This is a genomic window from Treponema putidum (assembly GCF_024401155.1).
Classification (GTDB): Bacteria; Spirochaetota; Spirochaetia; order Treponematales; family Treponemataceae; genus Treponema_B; species Treponema_B putidum.
This window is the reverse complement of sequence record NZ_CP038804.1, coordinates 1-21,084: the sequence shown is the minus strand read 5'-3', so window position 1 is coordinate 21,084 and position 21,084 is coordinate 1. Positions and strand designations below refer to the sequence as shown.

The window sequence follows — 21,084 nt, the reverse complement described above, 5'->3', positions numbered from 1 at the left end:
ATGTTTGACTATTTAGAAAAATCATTTTTTTTACATAAAACCGTTTTTTTAAATGATCCTATCATTAGTATGGCTGTTTTTAAAGTTGAAAAGACCAAAGATAAAAAAGCCATATTTCCTTACGGTCATACTTCTGCCGGTAAAAACAAGCAGGTTGTATTAGGAAAACTATACAGTGAATACCTGGAAAGATTCAAAATGTCAGCTAATTCACGATATACTCAAGAAACTCAATTAATTTCATTGCAAAACTTAAAACCAAGGCAGATTAACCGTTCAATGTTAGGTTATGATATTGATAAGGCGTATGGTAAAAAAGATACGACCGGCACAGCTTCCGGTTTGAGGTCAGCGTTTATAATTGAAAAAGCAATTATGGAATTAATTGAAAAAAATGAGCTAATGTTAATGTGGTATAAAAAATATTGTAAAAAACTAATTAAAACTAAGCTTGTTAAAGATATTATTACTCAATATGGACTACAGACTAATGCCGTTGAAATTTTTTATAGTCAAAACATAAGTAATATTCATACGATCGCTTTTTTTATTTTTGATTCGAAAAAACAAATCGTTGGCTCCGGTATTTCCGGTGATAAGAATTCAGTAAATGCACTAAAATCAGCAATAGAAGAAGCAATTATGCAACATTTATTAAACAAATCTTTTTTTATAGATTTTAAAACGCCTGAATTTAAAAAATACTTTCTTAATTTGTCAATGACTATAGAAAAAATAAATATAAATACATTAAAGCCAATAAAAAAAATAGAAATTCAAAAAGAATTTAACGATATAGAAATTGGTTTACTAAATATTTCAGCTCAACAACGGGAAATAACCATAAAGGCTTTATCTCGAAGGATGCTTAACTGCGTTCCATTTTTAGGCAATATAAAATGTAATTTAGATAAGTATATAGTCAAATATTTTGAAATCGACAAAGAAGTAGAAAATGCACTGCAATGTCCGGTTATATGAGGGTTTAAAATGAAAAACTACACAAAAAAATGGAGCATAAAATTTATGAAGCCGTTTTTTCTAAGCATTTTTTTAATTTTTTTATTTTCTTTACTTGCAAATTATATTTCAACATTTGAACCTTTTTTTACAGGAAAAATCATCGATGCATTAACGAAACAAAACAAAGCTCTCTTTTTCCAATTTATAAATTTTTTCATCATATTGCAAATTATAGGTTTTATTTTTTCTCTGTTAATTTCATGGTTTCAATTTTTGTTGAATCGTAAAATTGGAACATATTGTTTATCATGCTTATATTTAAATTTTTTATATCTACCGACAAAAACATATACCGACAAAAACAAAGGTTTTTTATTAAATCTATTTAAGCAAGATCTTTCTGTTTTGATAAGCGTCTATACTTTACAAGTTCCTTCAATTTTAAATTCTATTGTCATTATATTTGTAATTACTTTTAGATTATTAAAAATAGACTGCTTGCTTTTTGTTTTAACAATAATAGTTTCTGTTATTCCAATTATATTGGCAAAAATTTTTGGTAAGAAACAAGCAAAAATAACAAAAATACAATACCAACAAGAAGATGCATATATGGAGTTTTTAAATGAAAGTATTTCAGGCTTGCAAGAAATAAAAAATTATTCTGCAAGAAAATTTTTTATGAAAAAATTTAAACATTTAATTCAAAACATCTACAATATTTATAAGAAAATAACGCTTGTTGGTATGAAATCCTCAACTGCTGCTTTTGCATCAAATTTTATCATTAATATTTCGTTTTTTATAATTGTTGGTTTAAGTGTTTTTGATGGTAAAAACACTGTTGGTATAATTACTGCTTCATTGATGTACTCACAAAAATTTCGTACACTTGTTTCATCAATTTTATCAGTATATAAGCAAATTATCATTTCTAAGGTTTCAATAAAGCGTTTAGAAGATTCATTTAATGCAAGAAAGTATAAAATGTCAATAGTTTTCTATAAAGATAAAGATAATGCAAACAAAGAAATAATTATTGAAGATTTAAGCTTTACATATTCAAATGGTAGTAAGATTTTTGAAACCTTAAATATAAACTTTTCATATCCTGGCTTATATTTAATAAAAGGCGATAATGGAAGTGGAAAAACTACTTTATTTAATATTCTCGCCAAAGATTTAACTAAAACTGATGGGATGCACCTTACCGGCAGCATTTGTTTTATAAATTTAAATAAAAAAATTGGTTTTGTTACACAAAAACCTTTTATTTTTTCAGCTACAATTTTAGAAAACATAAGTTTTTTGCAGAACATAAACGAACAAAAACTATACCAAGTATTAATACAAACAAAACTAGATAAAGTTATAAAAAGCCTTCCACATGGATTAAATACGAAACTCGGCAAAAATATACTCCTATCACAGGGACAAATGCAAAGGTTAGCATTGGCACGATGCTTGATTCAAAATGCAGAAGTTATTTTATTTGATGAAATAGAAAATGCTATGGATTCTGAAACGGCCAGTTCTTTGTTTGACATACTGAAAGACTTAAAGACTAAAAAGTTAATTTTAATGATAACTCATAATGAAATTTATGATGAGATTGCAACTGATATTATTAAGCTTTCAAAAATCAACTGAACTGTTTAGCATATATTTTTTTATGACAAAATTTAATAACAACATTTTAAACATTTTACTTTACTATAAATCAAAATTTTTACTTTCAATAAATCAAAAAGATAAAATTATGAAATTATTGAATGGGTACATGAATCATTAAATAAAGCATTAATAAGTTCTAAAAATCATGAGTTAAGGATAAAGCCCCTTGTTTTTTATAAAAAAAAGATGTATATTTTTTTGAGAGGAATTAGATATGAAAAATAAAAACATTTTAGTACACTTGAGTTTTTTACTGATGGTAGTTTTATTTCTATCATGTACAAAGGCTCAGGCAGAACAAAAATTACCCATTGGAGGAAACGGAATGATTAAAGAAATATATCTTGCAGGCGGCTGCTTTTGGGGCGTTGAAGGATATTTTAGACAGATACCGGGCGTAAAAGAAACGGACACAGGTTATGCAAACGGGAAAGGCGATTCTGCAAACTACAAAGGCTTGCATCATAGCGACCATGCCGAAACTGTGAAGATAGTTTATGACGCTTCCAAAGTAAGTTTACAAGAATTATTGGCCCATTATTTTAGAATAATCGATCCTACATCTTTAAACAAACAAGGAAACGATGCAGGCCGCCAATACAGAACAGGTATTTATTATGTAGACGATTCTATGGTTAAAGAAATACAGAGTTTTGTAAAATTTATGCAAAAAAAATATTCGCGGCCCATTGTTGTTGAGGTAGAAAAACTTAGACATTTTATCCTTGCAGAAGACTATCATCAAGACTATCTTCAAAAAAATCCGGGAGGATATTGCCACATAGACTTAACCCTTGCTTTAAAGCCTCTCTATGATGAAAGTAAATTTAAAGTACTTTCAAAAGAAGAATTAAAAAAATCCTTAAAACCGATCCAGTTTTCGGTTACACAAGAAAAGGCAACGGAAAGGCCATTTACAAGCGAGTACGATAAATTCGACTCTGAAGGAATTTATGTTGACATAACTACAGGGAAACCTCTTTTTTCTTCATTAAATAAGTACGATGCAGGCTGCGGCTGGCCATCATTTACAAAGGCTATTACAACTCAGGCTCTTCAATACTTGGAGGATAAAAGCCACGGCATGAATAGGACTGAAGTCGTTTCAAAAACGGGGGGAGCTCATCTCGGCCATGTGTTTGACGACGGACCTGCCGATGCAGGCGGCTTACGCTATTGCATTAACGGAGCCGCCTTGCGTTTTATCCCTTACGATAAAATGGAACAAGAGGGTTACGGCGATTATCTTCCTTACGTAAAACCGGCAGGAAATTTTTAAAACTGCCTATAAAACTTAATTTATAAACTCGACAGGCTCTGTGCGTTTTTTAGGTTCGGGGTGTTCTGCAGGATAACCGATTGCCGATATTCCGCATACTACGTGATTTTTAGGAATATTAAAAGAATCTAAAACCCGTCTTATCTCAGGCGAATTGCATTTTTCTCTCAACTGGTTTATCCAAACGGAACCCAAGCCCAGAGCATGAGCTGCAAGATAGATGTTCTCAATTGCAACCGAAGAATCGCAGTAACCGAATCGGTCATCTTCTTCAAAGCTGATGAGTATCAAAGCATCACAGTCATAGATTCGGTAATTCGGAATATCAAGTACGGAAGAAACAGCCCTTGCAAGTTCCTGTATTTTTTCCCGATTATGCACAACAGTAAATTTCCTCATCTGTCTGTTTTTACCCGTCGGAGAAGCCTTAGCACATTCTACAATTGTCTTAAGCTTTTCATCTTCGACCCTCTCTGCCGTAAACTTACGGACGCTCACACGGGTGAGCATGTTTTGAATAATTTCATTCATATCTAACCTCCATAAAATCTTAAATTGCAGCTAACTTTGGTTCCATAAAAATAGAGACAGCCCAATAGCACAAGAAAAATCTAAAAGATTTATTTGTAACCATATCAACATCCATTATAACACTCAAAAGAAGAGCTGTGTTTACTCCTAAAAATTCTTCAGCCAAGTCCAAAAACCATTTTATAAATTCAGTATCATTTGAAGCTTCGCTTATAAAAGTTAAAATTATCTTTTTAAATTCAATATCCGAATGTTTTCTTTTTGCAAAAGCTTCATCGAGCATATCGGTAAAAATTGCTCCTGTATCCCTTGCCTCATTTTTAAACCTATCATAAGCAAAATAAAAGCCGCCTTCAACCTTCATCATCGAAGCTAAACTTAAATAAGCCTCATCTTCTACCAAGGAAGGAAGGCTTTCCCTGCGGAGTAAATCGATTATAAACGGAATGGAATTTACCGACTTATAAGTCTCCATTGCTTTTATACCTGCAAGCAATATTTTAGGGTTTTGTGTTCCGGATAAGATTTGAGAAATTTTAAATTGAGAAGCCTCATCTTTAAAATGAGCAAGGGCAACCATAGCTTCTGCGGCCAAAAGATAATCTTTACTTTCAAGAGCATTTCTCAAAGGTTCAACAGCTTGATGTATATTAAAATGCGCAAGAGTTTTTGCAGCAAGAGCGGCCGTAGTAAATTCTCCCTTATTCAATTCTTCTAAAAGAGATTCCCTGTTTTTTGCAGAAAGTTTTTCTAAAGAATTTAAAGACTGCATTGCAGAATACCTTATTGAAAACCTTGGCGACTTCATATATTGATTTAACTTGTCGGCAGATTCTTGCGAAGCTGTTGCCGTAAGCTCATGCAAAATTTTTTCTTCCGTTTGAAGGTTTTCACTTGAATCCAACTTATATAAAAGGTTTAATGCCTTCATGTCTCTCGGCGAAAAAATAACGGCAAGAGCATCTTTTACCAATCTGCCTCCAAGGTTTAAAAGCTTAACCTGAAAAATCATTCCAAACAGGATGCAGATTATAACTCCCGAAAAAAATAAACGGTACATGCTTAAATTGGAAAATCCTGCCAATTGTAGAATATCCAAAATACGGCCTCCTAAGATTGAACCGAGAGCACCGGTAATTCCCATTACAAAAAAGTTAAGCATACTTAAATCCATCAAAAAATTTGATGGAACTATTCCGAAGAAGTAGGCTTGCGATGCATCCATTTGCGCAGAAAATCCCATATTTGTCAGGATCGAAAATAAAATCAAAAAGATAAAAGCAATCAAATGCATTTCTCTGGCCGGAGCTATAATTGCAGGAATAAGAGCCGCAACACTGAGAGCCGTAAAAATAACATACATGGGTTTTGCCCCCATCCTGTCTATTAAAAGGCGCATTAAAAGCCCCACCAAAAGAGAGCCCATGGTTGAAGCAAGAGAAAAGATAATAACCAAATTATCGGGGATAGAATAAACGGCCTTACCGTAAACAATTATAAAGGGGCGGGCTAAACTTATTCCGAATTGAATTATAAAAAACGAAAAAATATAAAGCCTAAAATTTTTATCTGCAAGAGTTACCTTAGCTGCATCAAAAAAAGAACTTTTTTGAAGACTTTGATTTCCTTTTTTTAGTTTTCTTATTTCTTTTCGGCTTTTTCCTTCAGCTCTAGCCTCTTTCACCGCTTCCATTCTTTTTTCAAAATCGGGATCCGGAAGTTTAAGCAAAAGAGCCGAGGCTGCAAAACCTGTAATAATACCTATAATTGCAGTTATGTTATATGTAGAAACTATATCGATTCCTAGCTTTGGAGAAAACCATAAAAAAACGGTTAAAAATATTATGGCGGCAAGGGCGGCCGAATTATTTGTTAAAGATATTTTAACTATATAAGAATTTCTATCCCTGCCGGGAGCCAAAAGACTTATGACAGGATTGTTAGCCACTATCCCTGCTCCTCTAAAAAAATTAAAAAGGGCAACCGCAAGTAAAAGCATAAAGATAGCGGCTTCATTTTCTCCCCTAAAATAAAAAAACGGAATAAACAAAATAGGTAAAAGAGAGGCATTGCGCAAAAACCAAGTATAGGCAAAAGTTTTTACAATCGTAAACCGCCGTGCCATAAGTTTCCCTAATGGAATGGTAAAATAACACATGTACATAAAGGCTGTAAGCAAGCCTATAACGGTGCTGTTAGCTTTTAAAGCAAGGGCATAAAGAGTAATTGTATTTCCTGTAACAAGGGCAAACGAAAAAGAATTGATTCCGTTATACGCATTAAAAACACTGCGGCCCTGTTTTATTCTAAAATTAGATAATTGTTCTTCCATCGGTATTATTTTAATCTATTTTTTTAAAACAAACAAGTATTCCGAAACATGTATACTTCTATTGTTAAGGTTACGGCTTCCTCGAAAAGTGTTATATTTTATTTTGGAGGTTTTTAACTCTCCGTATTTTTGCAGCATACTGCTCATCTCTTCAAAAGAAATAAAGCCTTCCGAATTGTACGAAATAATGGCGTACTTTGAATCGAGAGACGATATTATTTCTTCAAGGGATTTTAAGGCCGAATGCCTTTTATTAAAAACAGAGCGTTTCCATCCTTGGGTAATTCCACTGACGGGGCTTATAGGAACATCCAGTCTATTTTTAAGAATCAAATTAAGCATAAAATAATTTGAACCGTAGGGGTGCTGATTATAAGGAGGGTCGATATAAACCATATCAACATTCTTTATTTCTTTTGAAAGAAGAACTGCATCTTTTGTAAAAATTTCAAGCTCTGAATTAAAATTACTAAAGACAGGCTCTTTTAATTCCACCTCTCCCAATATTCTTGTTAGGGCATTTTTACCGCTGGCACCGAAGCAGCCTATTCCGGTATTTTCATTTTTATAAAATCCTTTAAATACTCCGCTCGTATTTACATGGATTGAAGCTTCGGTAATTAAGGGAGCTAAAAAAAATCTTTTTAAATTTTCTTCCGATATAATTTTATCTATAAAATTTCTGTATGTGTCGATTAAAAGAGCGTTCTTATGTGTATAAAAAACCCTTTCTCCTCTTTGGATTTTATTGTCATCCTTAGGAGCATAGTTTTTGGTAATTATGCCGGGGATTTTTTCCTTTAAACAAGAGGATATAATTTCATTTCTCAATTCATTACAAAGTTTTTTAGGATATTCTTCCTTATTTGTAAGATAGCAGCCGTTTATTACATAAGAATAATTTTCCAAATCATTAACAATTATTTTTGAAGAATATTTTTTTAACATTCGGGCAACTATACCTGAACCCGAAAAAAGGTCTGCACAGATAAGTTTTTCTTTGTTTAAATTTTTCCGAATTGATTTTACTTCATCTTCTATTTTGTATATTAAAGACCTTTTATTGCCGAGATACGTGATTATCTGTGTAGTAAGAAAGTCTTTATTTTCTTCTTGCTGTTCTTTCATAGGTTAAGTTCTTCTTTAATTAAAGAAAGATTATAGTACTACAAAAATTAGAAACTTACAAGAAGATACACCGTCCATAGGATTCTCATAGACCGTTCATATAACGCTCATCCTTTGATGAATTTATAAAAACTATAAAAGTTATAGACCGGAAAAATTTTATATCTGCGTAACATCCGTTACAGATTTTTTCCCATAGATTTGGTATATTATATTTATGAACTTAATAATATTTTCAGGCCCGCCGTCGTCGGGCAAAACAAGTGTAATCTTAAAAACGATAGATGCCTTAAAAAGGCAAAATATAAAAACGGGAGCGGTAAAATTCGACTGCCTCTATACTGATGATGACCTTCTATATCAAAAGGCCGGTGTTCCGGTACAAAAAGGAATCTCCGGTTCCCTATGTCCCGACCACTTCTTTGTGTCAAACATAGAAGAAGCCGTGCAATGGGGAATCAAGGAAGGACTTGACATTTTGGTAAGCGAATCAGCTGGGCTTTGTAACCGCTGTTCCCCCTATATAAAAAATATTTTAGGCATCTGCGTAATCGATAACCTGTCGGGAATAAATACTCCAAAAAAGATAGGCCCCCTTTTAAAATCCGCCGACATTGTAGTTATCACAAAGGGAGACATCGTTTCTCAGGCCGAACGCGAAGTTTTTGCGGCAAGGGTAAACGCCGTAAATCCTAGGGCAGTTATCATGCATGTAAACGGTCTTACGGGTCAAGGAGCATTTGAGCTCAGCACCCTTTTAACCGATAGAGCCGAAGATATTTCTACGGTGCAAGGAATGGAACTCCGCTTTCCCATGCCGGCAGCTCTTTGTTCTTATTGTTTGGGTGAAACAAGAATAGGAGAAAATTTCCAAATGGGAAATATCCGCAAAATGAAAATTGCCGAAGAACAAGGAATAAAAAAATGAAAAATGAATTTTATTTAAATGATGAAAATACGGAAGTTAAAAAACTTTCTGAAAAATCAATTCAAAATCTTTTAAGCGAGTACCCTTTTATCGAGGATTTTATTACTGAAAACCGTCTGATTGAAATAGGTATTTTAAATAACAAAGAGAAAACTTTAAAAGATTTTTTACAATCGCTTTCCGATGAAGTTTGCGAAGAAAAAGCAATTAACAAAGAAGAACTCTACTCTGCATTTTTTGAATACATAATCCAAATGAAGGCCTTCCTTAATTTGGAAAATGCAAACGATGTCCACAGTCTTACAATTCTTCCCGGAACAAACAAGTCCGGCGAAACCGAAAACTTTGATGAGCTTACCCTTTATACCTCTCAAATTATTTCGATTGTAGGCCCGACAGGTTCGGGAAAATCAAGGCTCCTTGCCGACATCGAATGGACAGCCCAAAAGGATACGCCCACAAACCGCAGCATTTTGATCAACGGCAAAACACCCGATAAGACAATCCGTTTTTCGGTAAACAATAAACTTGTAGCTCAGCTCTCACAAAATATGAACTTTGTAATGGATTTATCCGTAAAAGAATTTATCGAGCTTCATGCGGAATGCCGGCTTATCCAAGGCAAAGAAGGTGCGGTAAAAAATATCATAGAAGCGGCAAACAATCTTGCAGGCGAAAAATTTAACTTAGATACGCCAATAACGGCCTTGAGCGGAGGACAGTCGAGGGCACTTATGATTGCAGACACGGCTATTCTAAGCTCTTCTCCCATCGTCCTCATAGACGAAATAGAAAACGCAGGCATTGACCGCAAAAAGGCTTTGGAGCTCTTGGTTTCTAAGGAAAAGATTGTTTTAATGGCCACACATGACCCCGCCCTTGCCCTCTATGCAGACAAGCGAATAGTTATCAAAAACGGAGGAATAGCCGCTGTTATTGAAACCTCAAAAAAAGAAAAAGCAATTCTCGCCGACCTTGAAATTATGGATGCAAAAATTCAAAATATGAGAACAAGGTTAAGGGCGGGTGAGGAGCTTGGGCTTACAAAATAGAGGAGAATGATAAAAATCTTTTTATAATTTACTATTTTTTTTAAATGATTCCTATAAATATAATGAAGAGGAGAAATGTGAAAAAATCAAGGATAAAACAAATGATTAAGAAGTTTGAAGATTTAACATTGCAGGACGACTAATAAAAAATGTACGTCCTGTACATTTTTTATCTTAGAGTTTTGCTGATGCAAAACTCTCACAGCTATAACCACCGCCATCCGTGGCGGAATGCAAAATGAAGGTTTATGTAAAGCACTTATTGAAATGATATTATCTGATACAATAGGCAAAATTGCATATATTTCGGTACAGCACAATATTAGCACCTATGAACAAGCCAAATCCGTAAGATTTGATGTTTTAGTGCAAACAGAAAACGGTAAATTTTACGATGTTGAAATGCAGGTGAGCAACGAGAAAAACATACCTAAAAGAATGAGGTTTTACCAAGCAGCCATAGATATTTCGTTCTTGGATAAGGGGAATTTCTATAACGATTTAAACGATAGCTTTATAATTTTTATTTGCACTTTTGATGCTATCGGTAAAAACAAATCTGTTTATACCTTTGAAAACATCTGTATTGAAGATAAAAACACATCTTTACAAGATGGAACAAAAAAGATTATAATAAACTCAGAGGCTTTTAATAGTACTGAAAACAAAGAATTAAAAGAATTTTTAGAATATCTTAAAACAGGTAAAACAAAGAGTGAATTTACAAGGAGGATAGAAGAAATGATACAAACAGTAAAACAAAACGAACAAGCAAGGCAAGAATATAGATTAATGTCCACTTTTGAGATGGATGCTATAGAAAAAGGGATTTACCGCAAAGCCATAGAAACAGCTAAACTTATGAAACAAAAAAACTTTGATATAGCTTTAATTAAAGAAATAACGGGACTTTCCGAATCCGAAATTGAAAAACTGTAGATTAGGGGAAGTACAGCCGGCGAAGCTTCGAGGCTAAGAAACTTTTTCGGATAAAAGATTTCTTGATCTAGAAACTTCGTTGGTTGTTACCTTTCCCTAGCGCCTGACGCGGTACCTTATAAGATCCATACCGTTTTTTTTACCGCTCACCGCCATGAATAGCGGTGGTTACATTCTTGCGATGTTTTGCCGAAAAGGCAAAACTCGAAGCTCAAAATCGGACACGGATGTCCGATTTTGAGTACCTCTCCGGCAAAATGTGTGAGCTCAAGGCCGGCAAGCCAAGCGGAAGCCAATAGATTCGTCCCCGTCGTGAGTAAAGCAGGTACCCCGCCTGGCTACACGGCAGTACGTCGCGTCACTCATCCAGGTCCAGCCGCCACCGCGAGTAACACGGTACGGGCCTGACGCAGGCCCCGCATAGTCCGCCCCCGGAGAAGCCGGTATAGAGCCATACCAATCCCAGCACAATTCCTTCACATTTCCCGTCATGTCATATAAACCGTAGCCGTTAGGAGACTTTTTCTTTACTTCATGAGTTTTACTTCCGCTGTTTAAAGTGTACCAAGCATAGTTTTTAAGTTCAGCCTCGGTATTTGTTCCTGCCCATTTATAATCAGTTCCTCCCTTCGCTGCCCATTCCCATTCCGCCTCCGTTGGAAGTCTAAAACCGCTTTTATTCATATCAAGCTCTGCCTTATTCCAATCTGCATTATCAGTAGTAGGGATTGCGGCAAAGCTAAGAGTTTTAAAATCAACGGGGGTTCCTCCAACATTTACCGTATAGCAGGGTTCAAGATTTAGTTTTATACTGAGTTTATTACAAAAAGCTATTGCATGATACCAGTTTACCCGTTCTACAGGACGCTTTACCTGTGTTTCGCCTGCAACAGGTTCTTTGCCGGAGCTTCCATCAAACTCGCTGGGATTATTGCCCATCACCTTTTCCCATAGTTCCTGAGTTACCTCAGTCTCCCCTATAAGATAGGCACTTAAACTTACGGTATGAGGCTGATTCTTATCGAAACTATTATTATTGTAATCATTATCGCCCAACTGGGCATCCACAGCGGCTATACCTTTCATGGTAAATTCGACTCCTGCAATATCATAGGTTATATATTCTTTTATTATAACCTTAATATCCTTACTCCAACCTGCATAGTTTCCTACAGATCCTTCAACCGACAAGCTTACCGTATTTTCTCCAAATTTAAGTGTCCCGTTTGTTACTGTTACGAGAATTTGTTTATCGGTCTGTGATCCGTAATCGAATTTTGCAACTACATCAGAAGGAGTAACTTTTTCTTTGCCTTTAACAATCATACTGCCGGGGGATGCATCTTCATCAAAAATTGTAAGTGTTTTTAGCTTTAACTCATAATCAAAATCGACCTTTACAGTTGTATCTCCTGCTCAGATTCCTTCATACCTTTACAAGTTACAAAGGTAATATCCTTATCCGGTATTTCGTTATCAGTCTTTGCTCTGCGTCCTGCTTCATCATTATCAAGCAAAATATGATAAGAACAAAAGGAAGATTTTAACTCCCCTATTCTGTATTTTATTTTTGAACTACCTCGTAGTTCTTCTATAATTAAAAAATTTTCCTTTAATTTTTCTTTTAATACCTTACTTAATAGGGGAAGTACAGCTTGCAAAATAATGAAGTCGCTTTCTCCTTCAACAACCAAAACTTGCTCGGCATTTTTTAAGTTATCCGATGTTTTTATACCTAAAACCTCTCTTATAACTTTTAAATTTCCGGCAGGGGCTGCCTTACCGTCATTTATAATGATGTTTGAATCTATATTTTCACGATCTACAAAGATAGGACTATGTGTAGAGATGATTACTTGATTTTTTTCGGCTATCTCATATATCTTATTTTTTAAAAGATGTACGGCTTCAGGATGTAGATGACTTTCAGGTTCTTCTATTGCCACAAAAGAAATTTGGTCTTTTTTTAATGTCATATCCTTTAACAAGGCCATTGTAACCAAACTTTTTACTCCGTCACCCTTTAACTCAAGACCTGTTTTTGTGCCGTCATCTATTTCGATATATTCACGACCTGAATACAAATGTCTGCTCATATATGAGGGCTCACTGTTGTTTGCAATTATTACATCCTTTACATTAGGAACAAGCTGTACTATCGAATCTTTAATGGTCTTGCTAATCTTTTTTAAAACAGGGGCTTCCAGTTTTTTGATAGATTCCAAAGCTTGTTTATATTTCTTATCTTCTTTGATTCCTAATAATTCATTGCTTATAAGCTCATAGACAATTTTTGCAGCATCTTCCTCGGTTCGGACTGCAGGAATATAATTGAAATATATTTTTTCTTTTACGAATTCACATATCTCATGTTTTTGATCTCCAACTATTTTTTTGTTCTTTTTGTTTTGTTCACTTATCTCAAGCTCTCCCTTAGCATTTGAATCTATACTTATTTCAAATACAATAGTGGATGAAAGTTTAGTTTTAAACCTCTTATTAAATTCTTCCTTTTCTGTCTGAGATAACTCAAATTCAAGACCAAGTCTTGTTTCTCCACCTATACCATCTTGGAGGGATATTGGAAAATCCCTTTCCCAGTCATAATTCTTAGTCCGTGAAAATATCAATCGGCTGCTGCTAATAGGTCTCTTTATAAACCGGCCTGAACTTATAATATCCATTGCAAGCCCAAGAGCCTTTAAGAGGTTCGACTTACCCTCATTGTTTTTACCGATTAAAATAGAAAGTTTTTTTAATGGTATTACACTTTTCTTTGTGATGCTTCTAAAATTTTCAACCGAAAAAGATACTACTTCCATAAAATAAATTTCCTTTTATATTAAATTAAGATATTTTAGCTTTGATAAATAAGAAGTAAAAACACAAACTGTCTTTGTGAAATCAAATAGAATATAATGGTATATATTCTTTAACGGTTTATTTTCAAAAAAGAATTGACCTATATGAGAAAAATAAGTATTACTAGCTTTGATTAGAGATATTTTACCTAATAGAGAAAATGGGAGGGGTAGCTTAGGCTAACATTTTTCGGCACATAATCGGCACACAAAAAATTATAATGAGAAAAATTGAATTTTAAGCCTAGATAAGATTTTTCTTTCATACCTACTATTATACTCCAAAATATAAAAAACATCAACGGCTTTTCCTAAAAGTTGCTTTTCATAAAAGTGCTTTTCATACGGTGTTTAACTTTTCCCAAAGCTCGGCGATTTTTTTGATAAGTGCTTCCTTTTCTACCTTGCCCAAAATATAAGCATCGGAAAGTTTTTTTAGCTCGGGTAAATCTTCTCTAAAGATTTCAAACTTTGATAAAGGCAGGGCATCTGCATCATACTCTATGCAAAGACTTCCTATCCTCGCATTCCTTTCAATTTTGCGGACAGCCTTATGAGAAGAAGCCGCCCTTTCAAAGGCTTTAAAAATATCGTCATCTTTTATAAGCTCGCCCCGCAGCCTTATATGCCCGGGAAAAAAACTTGAAACAGTCATTACTTTCTCCAATAAAAACTTTTTGCAGGAAGCCTCAGAGCCTTTCGGCTCTGTTCTGTAATGAAATTTTTCATCGTATCCGCTAAAGCGGATAGTGAATCAGCTTCCGAAAAAAGTTTTTAGTAGTGCTTTTGCAACGAAGTGAAAAAGCACATAGAATAAACGATGTTTTGTGAGAAGCACAAAACTCGAAGATAAACAGTGAGGCTGAATTTCAGCCGAACTGTTTATCGTATCTCCGATAAAAATTTTTATGAAAGAGGCGGCTCATAGCTTCTCATTGCAGACATACCTATGGCAACCGTCGATCCGTTATGAATAAAAGCGGCCGTAGCCGGAGGAATGGAGCCTGCAAGTTCCCCTGCAATAAGGGCTGAGTTAATACCGATAATAGCCCCATTGTTTGACTTGATTCTTTTGATTAAGCCTGTTGCTATACGCCTTAAAATGGGTAAGGCTCTTAGCCCATCATCTGGCAGAAGAATGTCGGCCGTTTCTCCCGCTATCGAAGAGGCCTGCCCCATTGCAATGCCCACATCCGCTTCCGAAAGGGCAGGAGAATCATTTATCCCGTCGCCTATCATTACAACGGTTTTTCCTTCTTTTTTCAATGTCTTTATAAAATCGGCCTTTGTGTCAGGCAGGGCCTGCGCATAATAGCGGTCAATCCCCGTCCTTTCAGCTATGCTGCGGGCGGTTTGGGGGCCGTCCCCGGTAAGCATAATTACATTTTTTATTCCGAGTTTGTGAAGTTCTGAAACAACTTCTTTTGCCTCAGGCCGCACCGGATCTTCTATCGCAATGATACCGGCAAGTTCTTTTCCTATCGATAAATATAACTGAGAACAGCCGCTTTTCGACAAATCTTTAATAGCTTTTTCGGCTTCTTCCGTTTTAGGAATGCCCTCATCATCGAATATAAAATGAGCGCTTCCTATTCTCAGCTCCTCCCCTTTTAGGGTAGAAGCAAGGCCATGGGCTAAAATGTAAGAAACCTTTGTATGTTCTTCCCGGTGTTTAATGCCCCTTTTTTCGGCCTCCCGCACCACGGCCCGTGCAAGCGAATGCGGAAAATGCTCTTCAAGACAGGCTGCTATTTTCAATATGTTTCTTTCGGCTCGGCCGCCGAAGGTGATTATCTTTTTAACCGAGGGCTGGGATTCCGTCAGTGTTCCCGTCTTATCGAACACGATTGTGTCCGCACGGGCAAAGTCTTCCAAAAACTTGCCGCCCTTTACGGTAATGCCGTGCTCGGCGCAGTTTTTCATAGCTGAAAGCACGCAGACGGGGGCAGATAACTTCATTGCACAAGAATAGTCGACAAGAAGGGTCGAGGCGGACTTTGCAAAGTTACGGGTAAAGGCATAGGTTAAGCCTGCGAGTAAAAAATTATAAAACACCAGTTTGTCCGCCGTCCGCTCAGATTTTATCTGCGAAGCCGCCTTAAGCGATTGCGAGCGGTCTATCATATCGGCTATCTTGCTGACCCGCGTTTCCCTGCCGCAAGCCTTTACACAGACACGGATTTCTCCTTCTTCAACAATGGTTGAAGCAAAGACGGTATCGCCCGGTATCTTGTGAATGGGAAGCCCTTCCCCCGTCATCGAAGCCTGATTGACGGAAGCCTCCCCTGAAACAACCGTTCCGTCTGCGGGAATAACCGAACCTATTCTAAGAATAACCGTATCGCCTGCTTGAAGAAGATTAGCGGATATTTCCGTTTCGTTTCCGTTCCTTAGGACGTGAACCGTTTCTTTTGTGTTTAAAAAACTGAGGGCTAAATTTTCATAAGACTTCCGTCTGGTATATTCTTCCAATATTTCGCCCATTTCAAGCATCATTGCGATGGTACCGGCAGTGTTTAAATCTCCCGTACCATAAGAAAGAGAAAGCGCGGCCGCATCCAAGGTTTCGGCACAAAAGGGTCTTCCGCCTGCTAAAGCTCTTATTCCGCCTTTTACACGGGGCATAATCGTATAGAGAGCCAATATTCTGCGGACGGGAAGAGGTAATAGCCTTCGGATAAAGAATTCCGCAAGCAGGCTTATCAGAGAAACCGCCAAGCTCTCCGTTACAACAGGTTCTTCGACGCTTGACAATAGTTCTTCATTTTCAAGATAGGCGGAATTTAAAGCCTTGATGTACGAAAGAGACTCGTCTTCACTTATCCCAGAGTATTCAAGTAAGATGCTTCCCGAAACGGGATTTACACTTATAGACCTTATGCCTTCTTGCAAAGACACAAGGGTCTCTACAAGAACGGCTTGTTTACGGCTTAAGCCTTTCCGTTTATATCTTAAACGCAAACGTCCCGGAAGGCGGTGAGCAATATAAAAATTCATAAAGATTTTATAGGTAAATCTATTTTGCTTCTGCAGCTTCTTTGTTATATGCAGCTTCCGCCACTATATCCTGAGCGTCTTCTTTTACTGTTTCGACAAAGGCGGCGGCATCTTCTTTTAATTTTAGGCCTGCTCCTACTACTTTAGCACAAGCCTTTTTAAAACCGGCATTTTTGGCTAAGAGAACCGCGGCTCCTCCTGCAGCAACACCGAGTGCAAAAGCTCCCCATTTGGTCATATCATACCTCCAATAATCCTATCTTTGTAGGGCGTATTTTACCATTTTTTTATTATATTTACAATACGGATGTTTTTTATCTCTCAAAAATTTTTAAATACAAAGGATAACAACCTCAAAAGCCTGTACAAAAACTTCAGTTTTTAGACAGGCTTAAGTATCTATTCTTTTTATTGCCGAAAGAGCTTTGTTGCGGTATACCAAATCGTCCCGAACGGAAAAGCCCTGCTGTTCCCAAAAAGCGTTTCCGTCTTTGTTTTTTTCAAATACAACCAGAGCAGCCTTATGTATGCCGAGCTTTTTTAAAGCGTCCAGTGCAGAGGCAACCAAACGGGAGCCGATCCCTCGCTTACGGTAATTCGGATGAACGGCGGTATGATAGATATAGCCCCTCCGTCCGTCGTTTCCCGCCAATATAACGCCCGCAATTTCTTTCGGGTTTTCGCTTTTGGCAACAAAACAAGTTTCCGGATTGCGTTTTAAAAATGCGGCAATCCCCTCTTTTGAATCGTCAAAATTGTTAAGTCCCATACCCGCACAAGATATCCATAAACCGTACACGGCTTCGTAGTCGGACAAATGCATAAGACGTATGTTCATAGCTCGAGCTGCTTTTTAGGATACTGCCGTCTCTTCATTCTCTTTTTCAAAAAGTTTAGGAGCCTTTTCTTCTGCGATTATAGCATCAAATTCTTCGTTTTCGATAGTTTCTTTTTCTAAAAGAGTTGTAGCAATTTTTTCTAAAAGATGCTTTTTTTCATTCAGCATTTTCACAACACCTTCATAGCGTGTATTGATTATTTTTGCTATTTCTTCATCAATGTATTGCTGAGTTGTTTCGGCATATTCACGCACCATTCTAGGTTCATTATCGCCAAGATATCCGGCACCACGCTTGCTCAAGGCTACGTTTTTAAATTTAGAGCTCATACCGTAATCGGTTATAAGGCTTCGGGCAATATCGGTAGCTCGGGTTAAATCATTCGCCGCTCCGGTAGAAACCATATTGAACTTTACCTGTTCAGCGGCACGGCCGCCTAAAAGAACATCTATCTCGGCTAAAAGTTGTTTTTCTGTAACAATGTGCTTATCGTCTTCGGGAATATGGAAGGTATAACCTAAGGTTGAGGTTCCGCGGGGAACGATAGTTACCTTATGTACCTTATCGGCTCCATCGGTAAAACTGCCCACGATGGCATGACCTGTTTCATGATAAGCTATTACCCTTCTTTCTTCTTCGCGGATTACGCGGGACTTTTTCTGCAAGCCTATCATTGCCTTTTCAACAGCCTCATCCAAATCCGTCATAATTACGGTCTTTCTTTTGCCTCGGACGGCTAAAAGAGCTGCCTCATTTATAATATTTGCAAGGTCAGCACCGGAACATCCCGCCGTAATACGGGCTATCGCAGCCAAATCGGCTGAAGCATCCAGCTTAACACTTTCTGCATGGAGCTTGAGAATCTGTTCTCTTCCCTTAACATCGGGGCGGTCAACTACGACCTGCCGGTCAAAGCGGCCGGGTCTTAGCAATGCCGGATCCAAGACATCCGGGCGGTTGGTAGCAGCCAAAAGAATCAAGCCCGTCTTATTATCAAAACCGTCCATTTCAACTAAAAGCTGGTTCAAGGTTTGTTCTCTTTCATCATTTGAACTATAAGAATTATGACGGGACTTTCCTATAGCATCCAATTCATCTATAAAGATAATACACGGGGCTTTTTCACGGGCCTGTCTGAATAGGTCACGCACGCGGGAAGCTCCCACGCCGACAAACATTTCAACAAAGTCGGAACCGCTTATTCTAAAGAAAGGAACTCCTGCTTCACCTGCAACAGCCCTTGCAAGAAGAGTTTTTCCCGTTCCGGGAGGGCCTACCAAAAGAACACCTCGCGGAATTTTTCCGCCTATCTCGGTATATTTTTGAGGATATTTTAAGAAGTCAACAACTTCCATTAATTCTTCTTTAGCCTCATCGACACCTGCAACATCCTTAAAACGGGTTTCAACCTTTCCCTCGTCTATTGCCGCACTTCTGGCTTGCCCTGGAGAAAAAATACTTCCTCCTAAACCGCCCATTCCCTTCGTCATCCTCCTCATAATGGCACGCCAAACAAGGAATATCAAAAGGAAGGGAAGTACCCACTGTAAAAGAAGCTCAACAATATAACTTCTTTCCTTGGGCTTTATATGATAAACCACATGATGTTCATCCAAAAGCTGTAAAAATTCCGAAGTATATATCCCGACAGTCGTATATTCATTAGTATTTTTTTGCACCGACAAAAATGAAAATAAAGAAGTGTTTGAAGAAGTATCATCTTGCACACTGGTATAACCTGTAAAATAAACGGGACCTAAAACAACTTTTTTTATTTGCCCTGAAGTAATCCTATCCTTAAATTCCGAAAACGGAATTAAGGCGGAACTGTTGAGAATCATTACTTGGTTAATTAAGATAAAAATTATAACTAAAAGCGGCGCTAAAAGCCATAAAGAAAAAAACGGCTTCTTGGGAGTTTTTTTATCATCTCCATCGGAATCCGGCCCGAAGTTAAAAAAGTTAAACGGATCGTTTTGGTTTTTATCGTCGTTATTTTTACTCATACATTCTCCTAATATTGTCTATCCTATTTTACTATAATACATAAAAGATAAGAAAAAGTCGATAGGGAATCAAATTTATATTTCGATTAAAGAGTATAATTTTTATAATAAAGAATATCTACAACAAAAAAGTTTCTTATCTCATAAATTATTTATTCGTATTTTCTTTTATAGTATTCATAAGCTCGTGAATAACTTTTTCGATGCTGGGGTCAGCAGTAATTTGTTCTTCAATCTTGTTACAGCCATGCAAAATAGTAGTATGATCGCGGCCTCCGAAGTCATTACCCAGTTCGGTTGTAGAACACTCCGTCATTTCCCTGCAAAGGAACATGGCGATTTGACGCGGGAAAGAAAAGCTCTTGGTGCGCTTTTTGCCTTTAATGTCTGAAATTGAAATACTAAAATAATCGGCAACGGTTTTTTGAATAAGATCGATAGTAACATTCCTTTGGCGGGTAGATCCGAAAATATCCCGTAAAACGTTCTTTGCCGTAGCCTCGTCCATTGTTTTTTTTGTAAGCTCCTTATAGGCTATGAGTTTTGTTAAGGCCGCTTCCAAGTCACGGACATTTGAAGAAATATTTTTTGCAACCATGTTGATAACTTCATTAGGAATTTTTATACTGTGCTTTTCCATTTTCTTTAAAAGAATCGCATAGCGGACTTCATAAGAAGGTGTCTGAAGGTCAACATTTAATCCCCTCTCAAATCTGGATTTTAAACGCTGTGAAAGATTTTTAAGCTCTGAAGGCGGACGGTCGCATGTGAACACGATTTGCTTATTTTTTTCGTAGAGTTCATTAAATGTATGAAAAAGTTCTTCTTGAGTTTCTACCTTTCCCTGAAAAAAGTGAATGTCATCTATAAGAAGAACGTCGGCATTTCGGTATTTATTTTTAAATGAGGACATCTTTCCTTTTTTAATACACTCAACAAATTCATTTGTAAAATTTTCTGCCGTTACATAGATAACTTTTAAATTCGTATTATTCCATATTTTATTTCCGATTGCCTGCATAAGATGGGTTTTTCCCAAACCTACGCCTCCATAAATCAACATCGGATTATAAGCCGTTCCGGGATTTGTTGAAACTGCAATCCCCGCATTTACGGCAAAGGAGTTGTTCGGCCCGACAACAAAATCATCAAAACTATATTCAGCTTTTAGGTCCGGATGCTGTCCCCTCCCATTATCCTCAGTTTTGGCCGGCTTTTGCCTTTTTTTTGTTTCTTTTTCGGTTGATATGGGACCGGAAACAGCTGCATTTTCTTCCGTTTCATCGTGATTTGCAGTATTTTCTTTATTGATATTAAATTCTATGGACAATTTTTTACCGGACAGTTCAAAAAGTTTCTTTTCTATAGCTTTTTTGTGCTTTGTAACGAGTTGATCTCTAAAAAACTGAGACGGTACGGTTAAAACTACCGAATTTTCCGTCGATTTTTCATATTTTGCAGGTATAAACCACATTGAAAATACCGGAAAGGACAGCTCTTCTTTAAACTGATTGACGGCCTCATCCCAAAAAATCTTATAATCCCATTCACTCAT

General features: G+C 36.6%; 17 protein-coding genes. 6 read left to right on the top strand and 11 right to left on the bottom strand.

All coding sequences use genetic code 11. From position 1 onward, the window contains the following. From E4N74_RS00085 to msrB, 3 genes are all read left to right on the top strand, one after another. A complete protein-coding gene (locus E4N74_RS00085; RefSeq protein WP_255805710.1) occupies positions 1–981 on the top strand; it encodes a YcaO-like family protein in 981 nt (326 codons plus the stop codon). A 9-nt stretch (positions 982–990) separates the two neighbouring features. Beyond that, complete coding sequence (locus tag E4N74_RS00080; RefSeq protein ID WP_255805709.1) at positions 991–2,613, top strand: ABC transporter transmembrane domain-containing protein; 1,623 nt, start codon at positions 991–993, stop codon at positions 2,611–2,613. A 238-nt stretch (positions 2,614–2,851) separates the two neighbouring features. Further along, on the top strand, positions 2,852–3,916 hold the full coding sequence (gene msrB, locus E4N74_RS00075; RefSeq protein ID WP_255818154.1) for a peptide-methionine (R)-S-oxide reductase MsrB: 1,065 nt from the start codon (positions 2,852–2,854) through the stop codon (positions 3,914–3,916). 15 nt (positions 3,917–3,931) lie between these two features. On the opposite strand, the gene E4N74_RS00070 is transcribed toward msrB, so the two are convergent. Genes E4N74_RS00070 through E4N74_RS00060 form a run of 3 tightly spaced genes read right to left on the bottom strand, consistent with a single transcriptional unit; the run spans position 3,932 to position 7,907 of the window. After that, entirely contained in the window at positions 3,932–4,447 is a 516-nt protein-coding gene (locus E4N74_RS00070) for a nitroreductase family protein (protein ID WP_044978516.1), read from the bottom strand. 19 nt (positions 4,448–4,466) lie between these two features. After that, the gene (locus E4N74_RS00065) at positions 4,467–6,779 is read right to left on the bottom strand and encodes an MFS transporter (protein WP_255805706.1); all 2,313 of its coding nucleotides are present in this window, start codon (positions 6,777–6,779) and stop codon (positions 4,467–4,469) included. Positions 6,780–6,794: 15 nt separating this feature from the next. Next, entirely contained in the window at positions 6,795–7,907 is a 1,113-nt protein-coding gene (locus tag E4N74_RS00060) for a DNA adenine methylase (RefSeq protein WP_255818153.1), read from the bottom strand. Between the two features lie 217 nt (positions 7,908–8,124). Here E4N74_RS00060 and E4N74_RS00055 point away from each other — a divergent pair, with 217 nt between their 5' ends. From E4N74_RS00055 to E4N74_RS00045, 3 genes are all read left to right on the top strand, one after another. Then, entirely contained in the window at positions 8,125–8,835 is a 711-nt protein-coding gene (locus tag E4N74_RS00055) for a GTP-binding protein (RefSeq protein WP_255805703.1), read from the top strand. Further along, positions 8,832–9,887: an ATP-binding cassette domain-containing protein gene (locus E4N74_RS00050; RefSeq protein WP_255805701.1), complete on the top strand. Its 1,056-nt coding sequence runs from the start codon at positions 8,832–8,834 to the stop codon at positions 9,885–9,887. Before E4N74_RS00055 ends, E4N74_RS00050 begins: the two co-directional genes overlap by 4 nt. Before the next feature lie 231 nt (positions 9,888–10,118). Then, positions 10,119–10,826 carry an Rpn family recombination-promoting nuclease/putative transposase gene (locus E4N74_RS00045; protein ID WP_255805580.1) on the top strand — a complete coding sequence of 236 codons (708 nt, stop codon included), beginning with the start codon at positions 10,119–10,121 and terminating at the stop codon, positions 10,824–10,826. Positions 10,827–11,093: 267 nt separating this feature from the next. On the opposite strand, the gene E4N74_RS00040 is transcribed toward E4N74_RS00045, so the two are convergent. The 8 genes from E4N74_RS00040 to dnaA all read right to left on the bottom strand — a co-directional run bounded on the left by E4N74_RS00040 (position 11,094) and on the right by dnaA (position 21,084). After that, positions 11,094–12,152: a formylglycine-generating enzyme family protein gene (locus tag E4N74_RS00040; RefSeq protein ID WP_255818151.1), complete on the bottom strand. Its 1,059-nt coding sequence runs from the start codon at positions 12,150–12,152 to the stop codon at positions 11,094–11,096. Positions 12,153–12,223: 71 nt separating this feature from the next. After that, positions 12,224–13,648: an ATP-dependent nuclease gene (locus E4N74_RS00035; protein ID WP_255818149.1), complete on the bottom strand. Its 1,425-nt coding sequence runs from the start codon at positions 13,646–13,648 to the stop codon at positions 12,224–12,226. 379 nt (positions 13,649–14,027) lie between these two features. After that, a complete protein-coding gene (locus tag E4N74_RS00030) occupies positions 14,028–14,342 on the bottom strand; it encodes a hypothetical protein (RefSeq protein ID WP_255805536.1) in 315 nt (104 codons plus the stop codon). A gap of 251 nt (positions 14,343–14,593) precedes the next feature. Beyond that, positions 14,594–16,684 carry a heavy metal translocating P-type ATPase gene (locus E4N74_RS00025; protein ID WP_255818147.1) on the bottom strand — a complete coding sequence of 697 codons (2,091 nt, stop codon included), beginning with the start codon at positions 16,682–16,684 and terminating at the stop codon, positions 14,594–14,596. Between the two features lie 19 nt (positions 16,685–16,703). Beyond that, positions 16,704–16,922, bottom strand: coding sequence for a DUF6110 family protein (locus tag E4N74_RS00020; protein WP_044978504.1), 219 nt, complete (start codon positions 16,920–16,922; stop codon positions 16,704–16,706). Between the two features lie 153 nt (positions 16,923–17,075). Continuing rightward, positions 17,076–17,522, bottom strand: a complete 447-nt coding sequence (locus E4N74_RS00015) for a GNAT family N-acetyltransferase (RefSeq protein ID WP_255818138.1) — start codon at positions 17,520–17,522, stop codon at positions 17,076–17,078. Positions 17,523–17,537: 15 nt separating this feature from the next. Further along, positions 17,538–19,529 carry an ATP-dependent zinc metalloprotease FtsH gene (gene ftsH, locus E4N74_RS00010; RefSeq protein ID WP_044978502.1) on the bottom strand — a complete coding sequence of 664 codons (1,992 nt, stop codon included), beginning with the start codon at positions 19,527–19,529 and terminating at the stop codon, positions 17,538–17,540. 148 nt (positions 19,530–19,677) lie between these two features. Further along, positions 19,678–21,084 (bottom strand): chromosomal replication initiator protein DnaA, encoded by a 1,407-nt coding sequence (dnaA, locus tag E4N74_RS00005; protein WP_044978501.1) that lies wholly within the window; start codon positions 21,082–21,084, stop codon positions 19,678–19,680.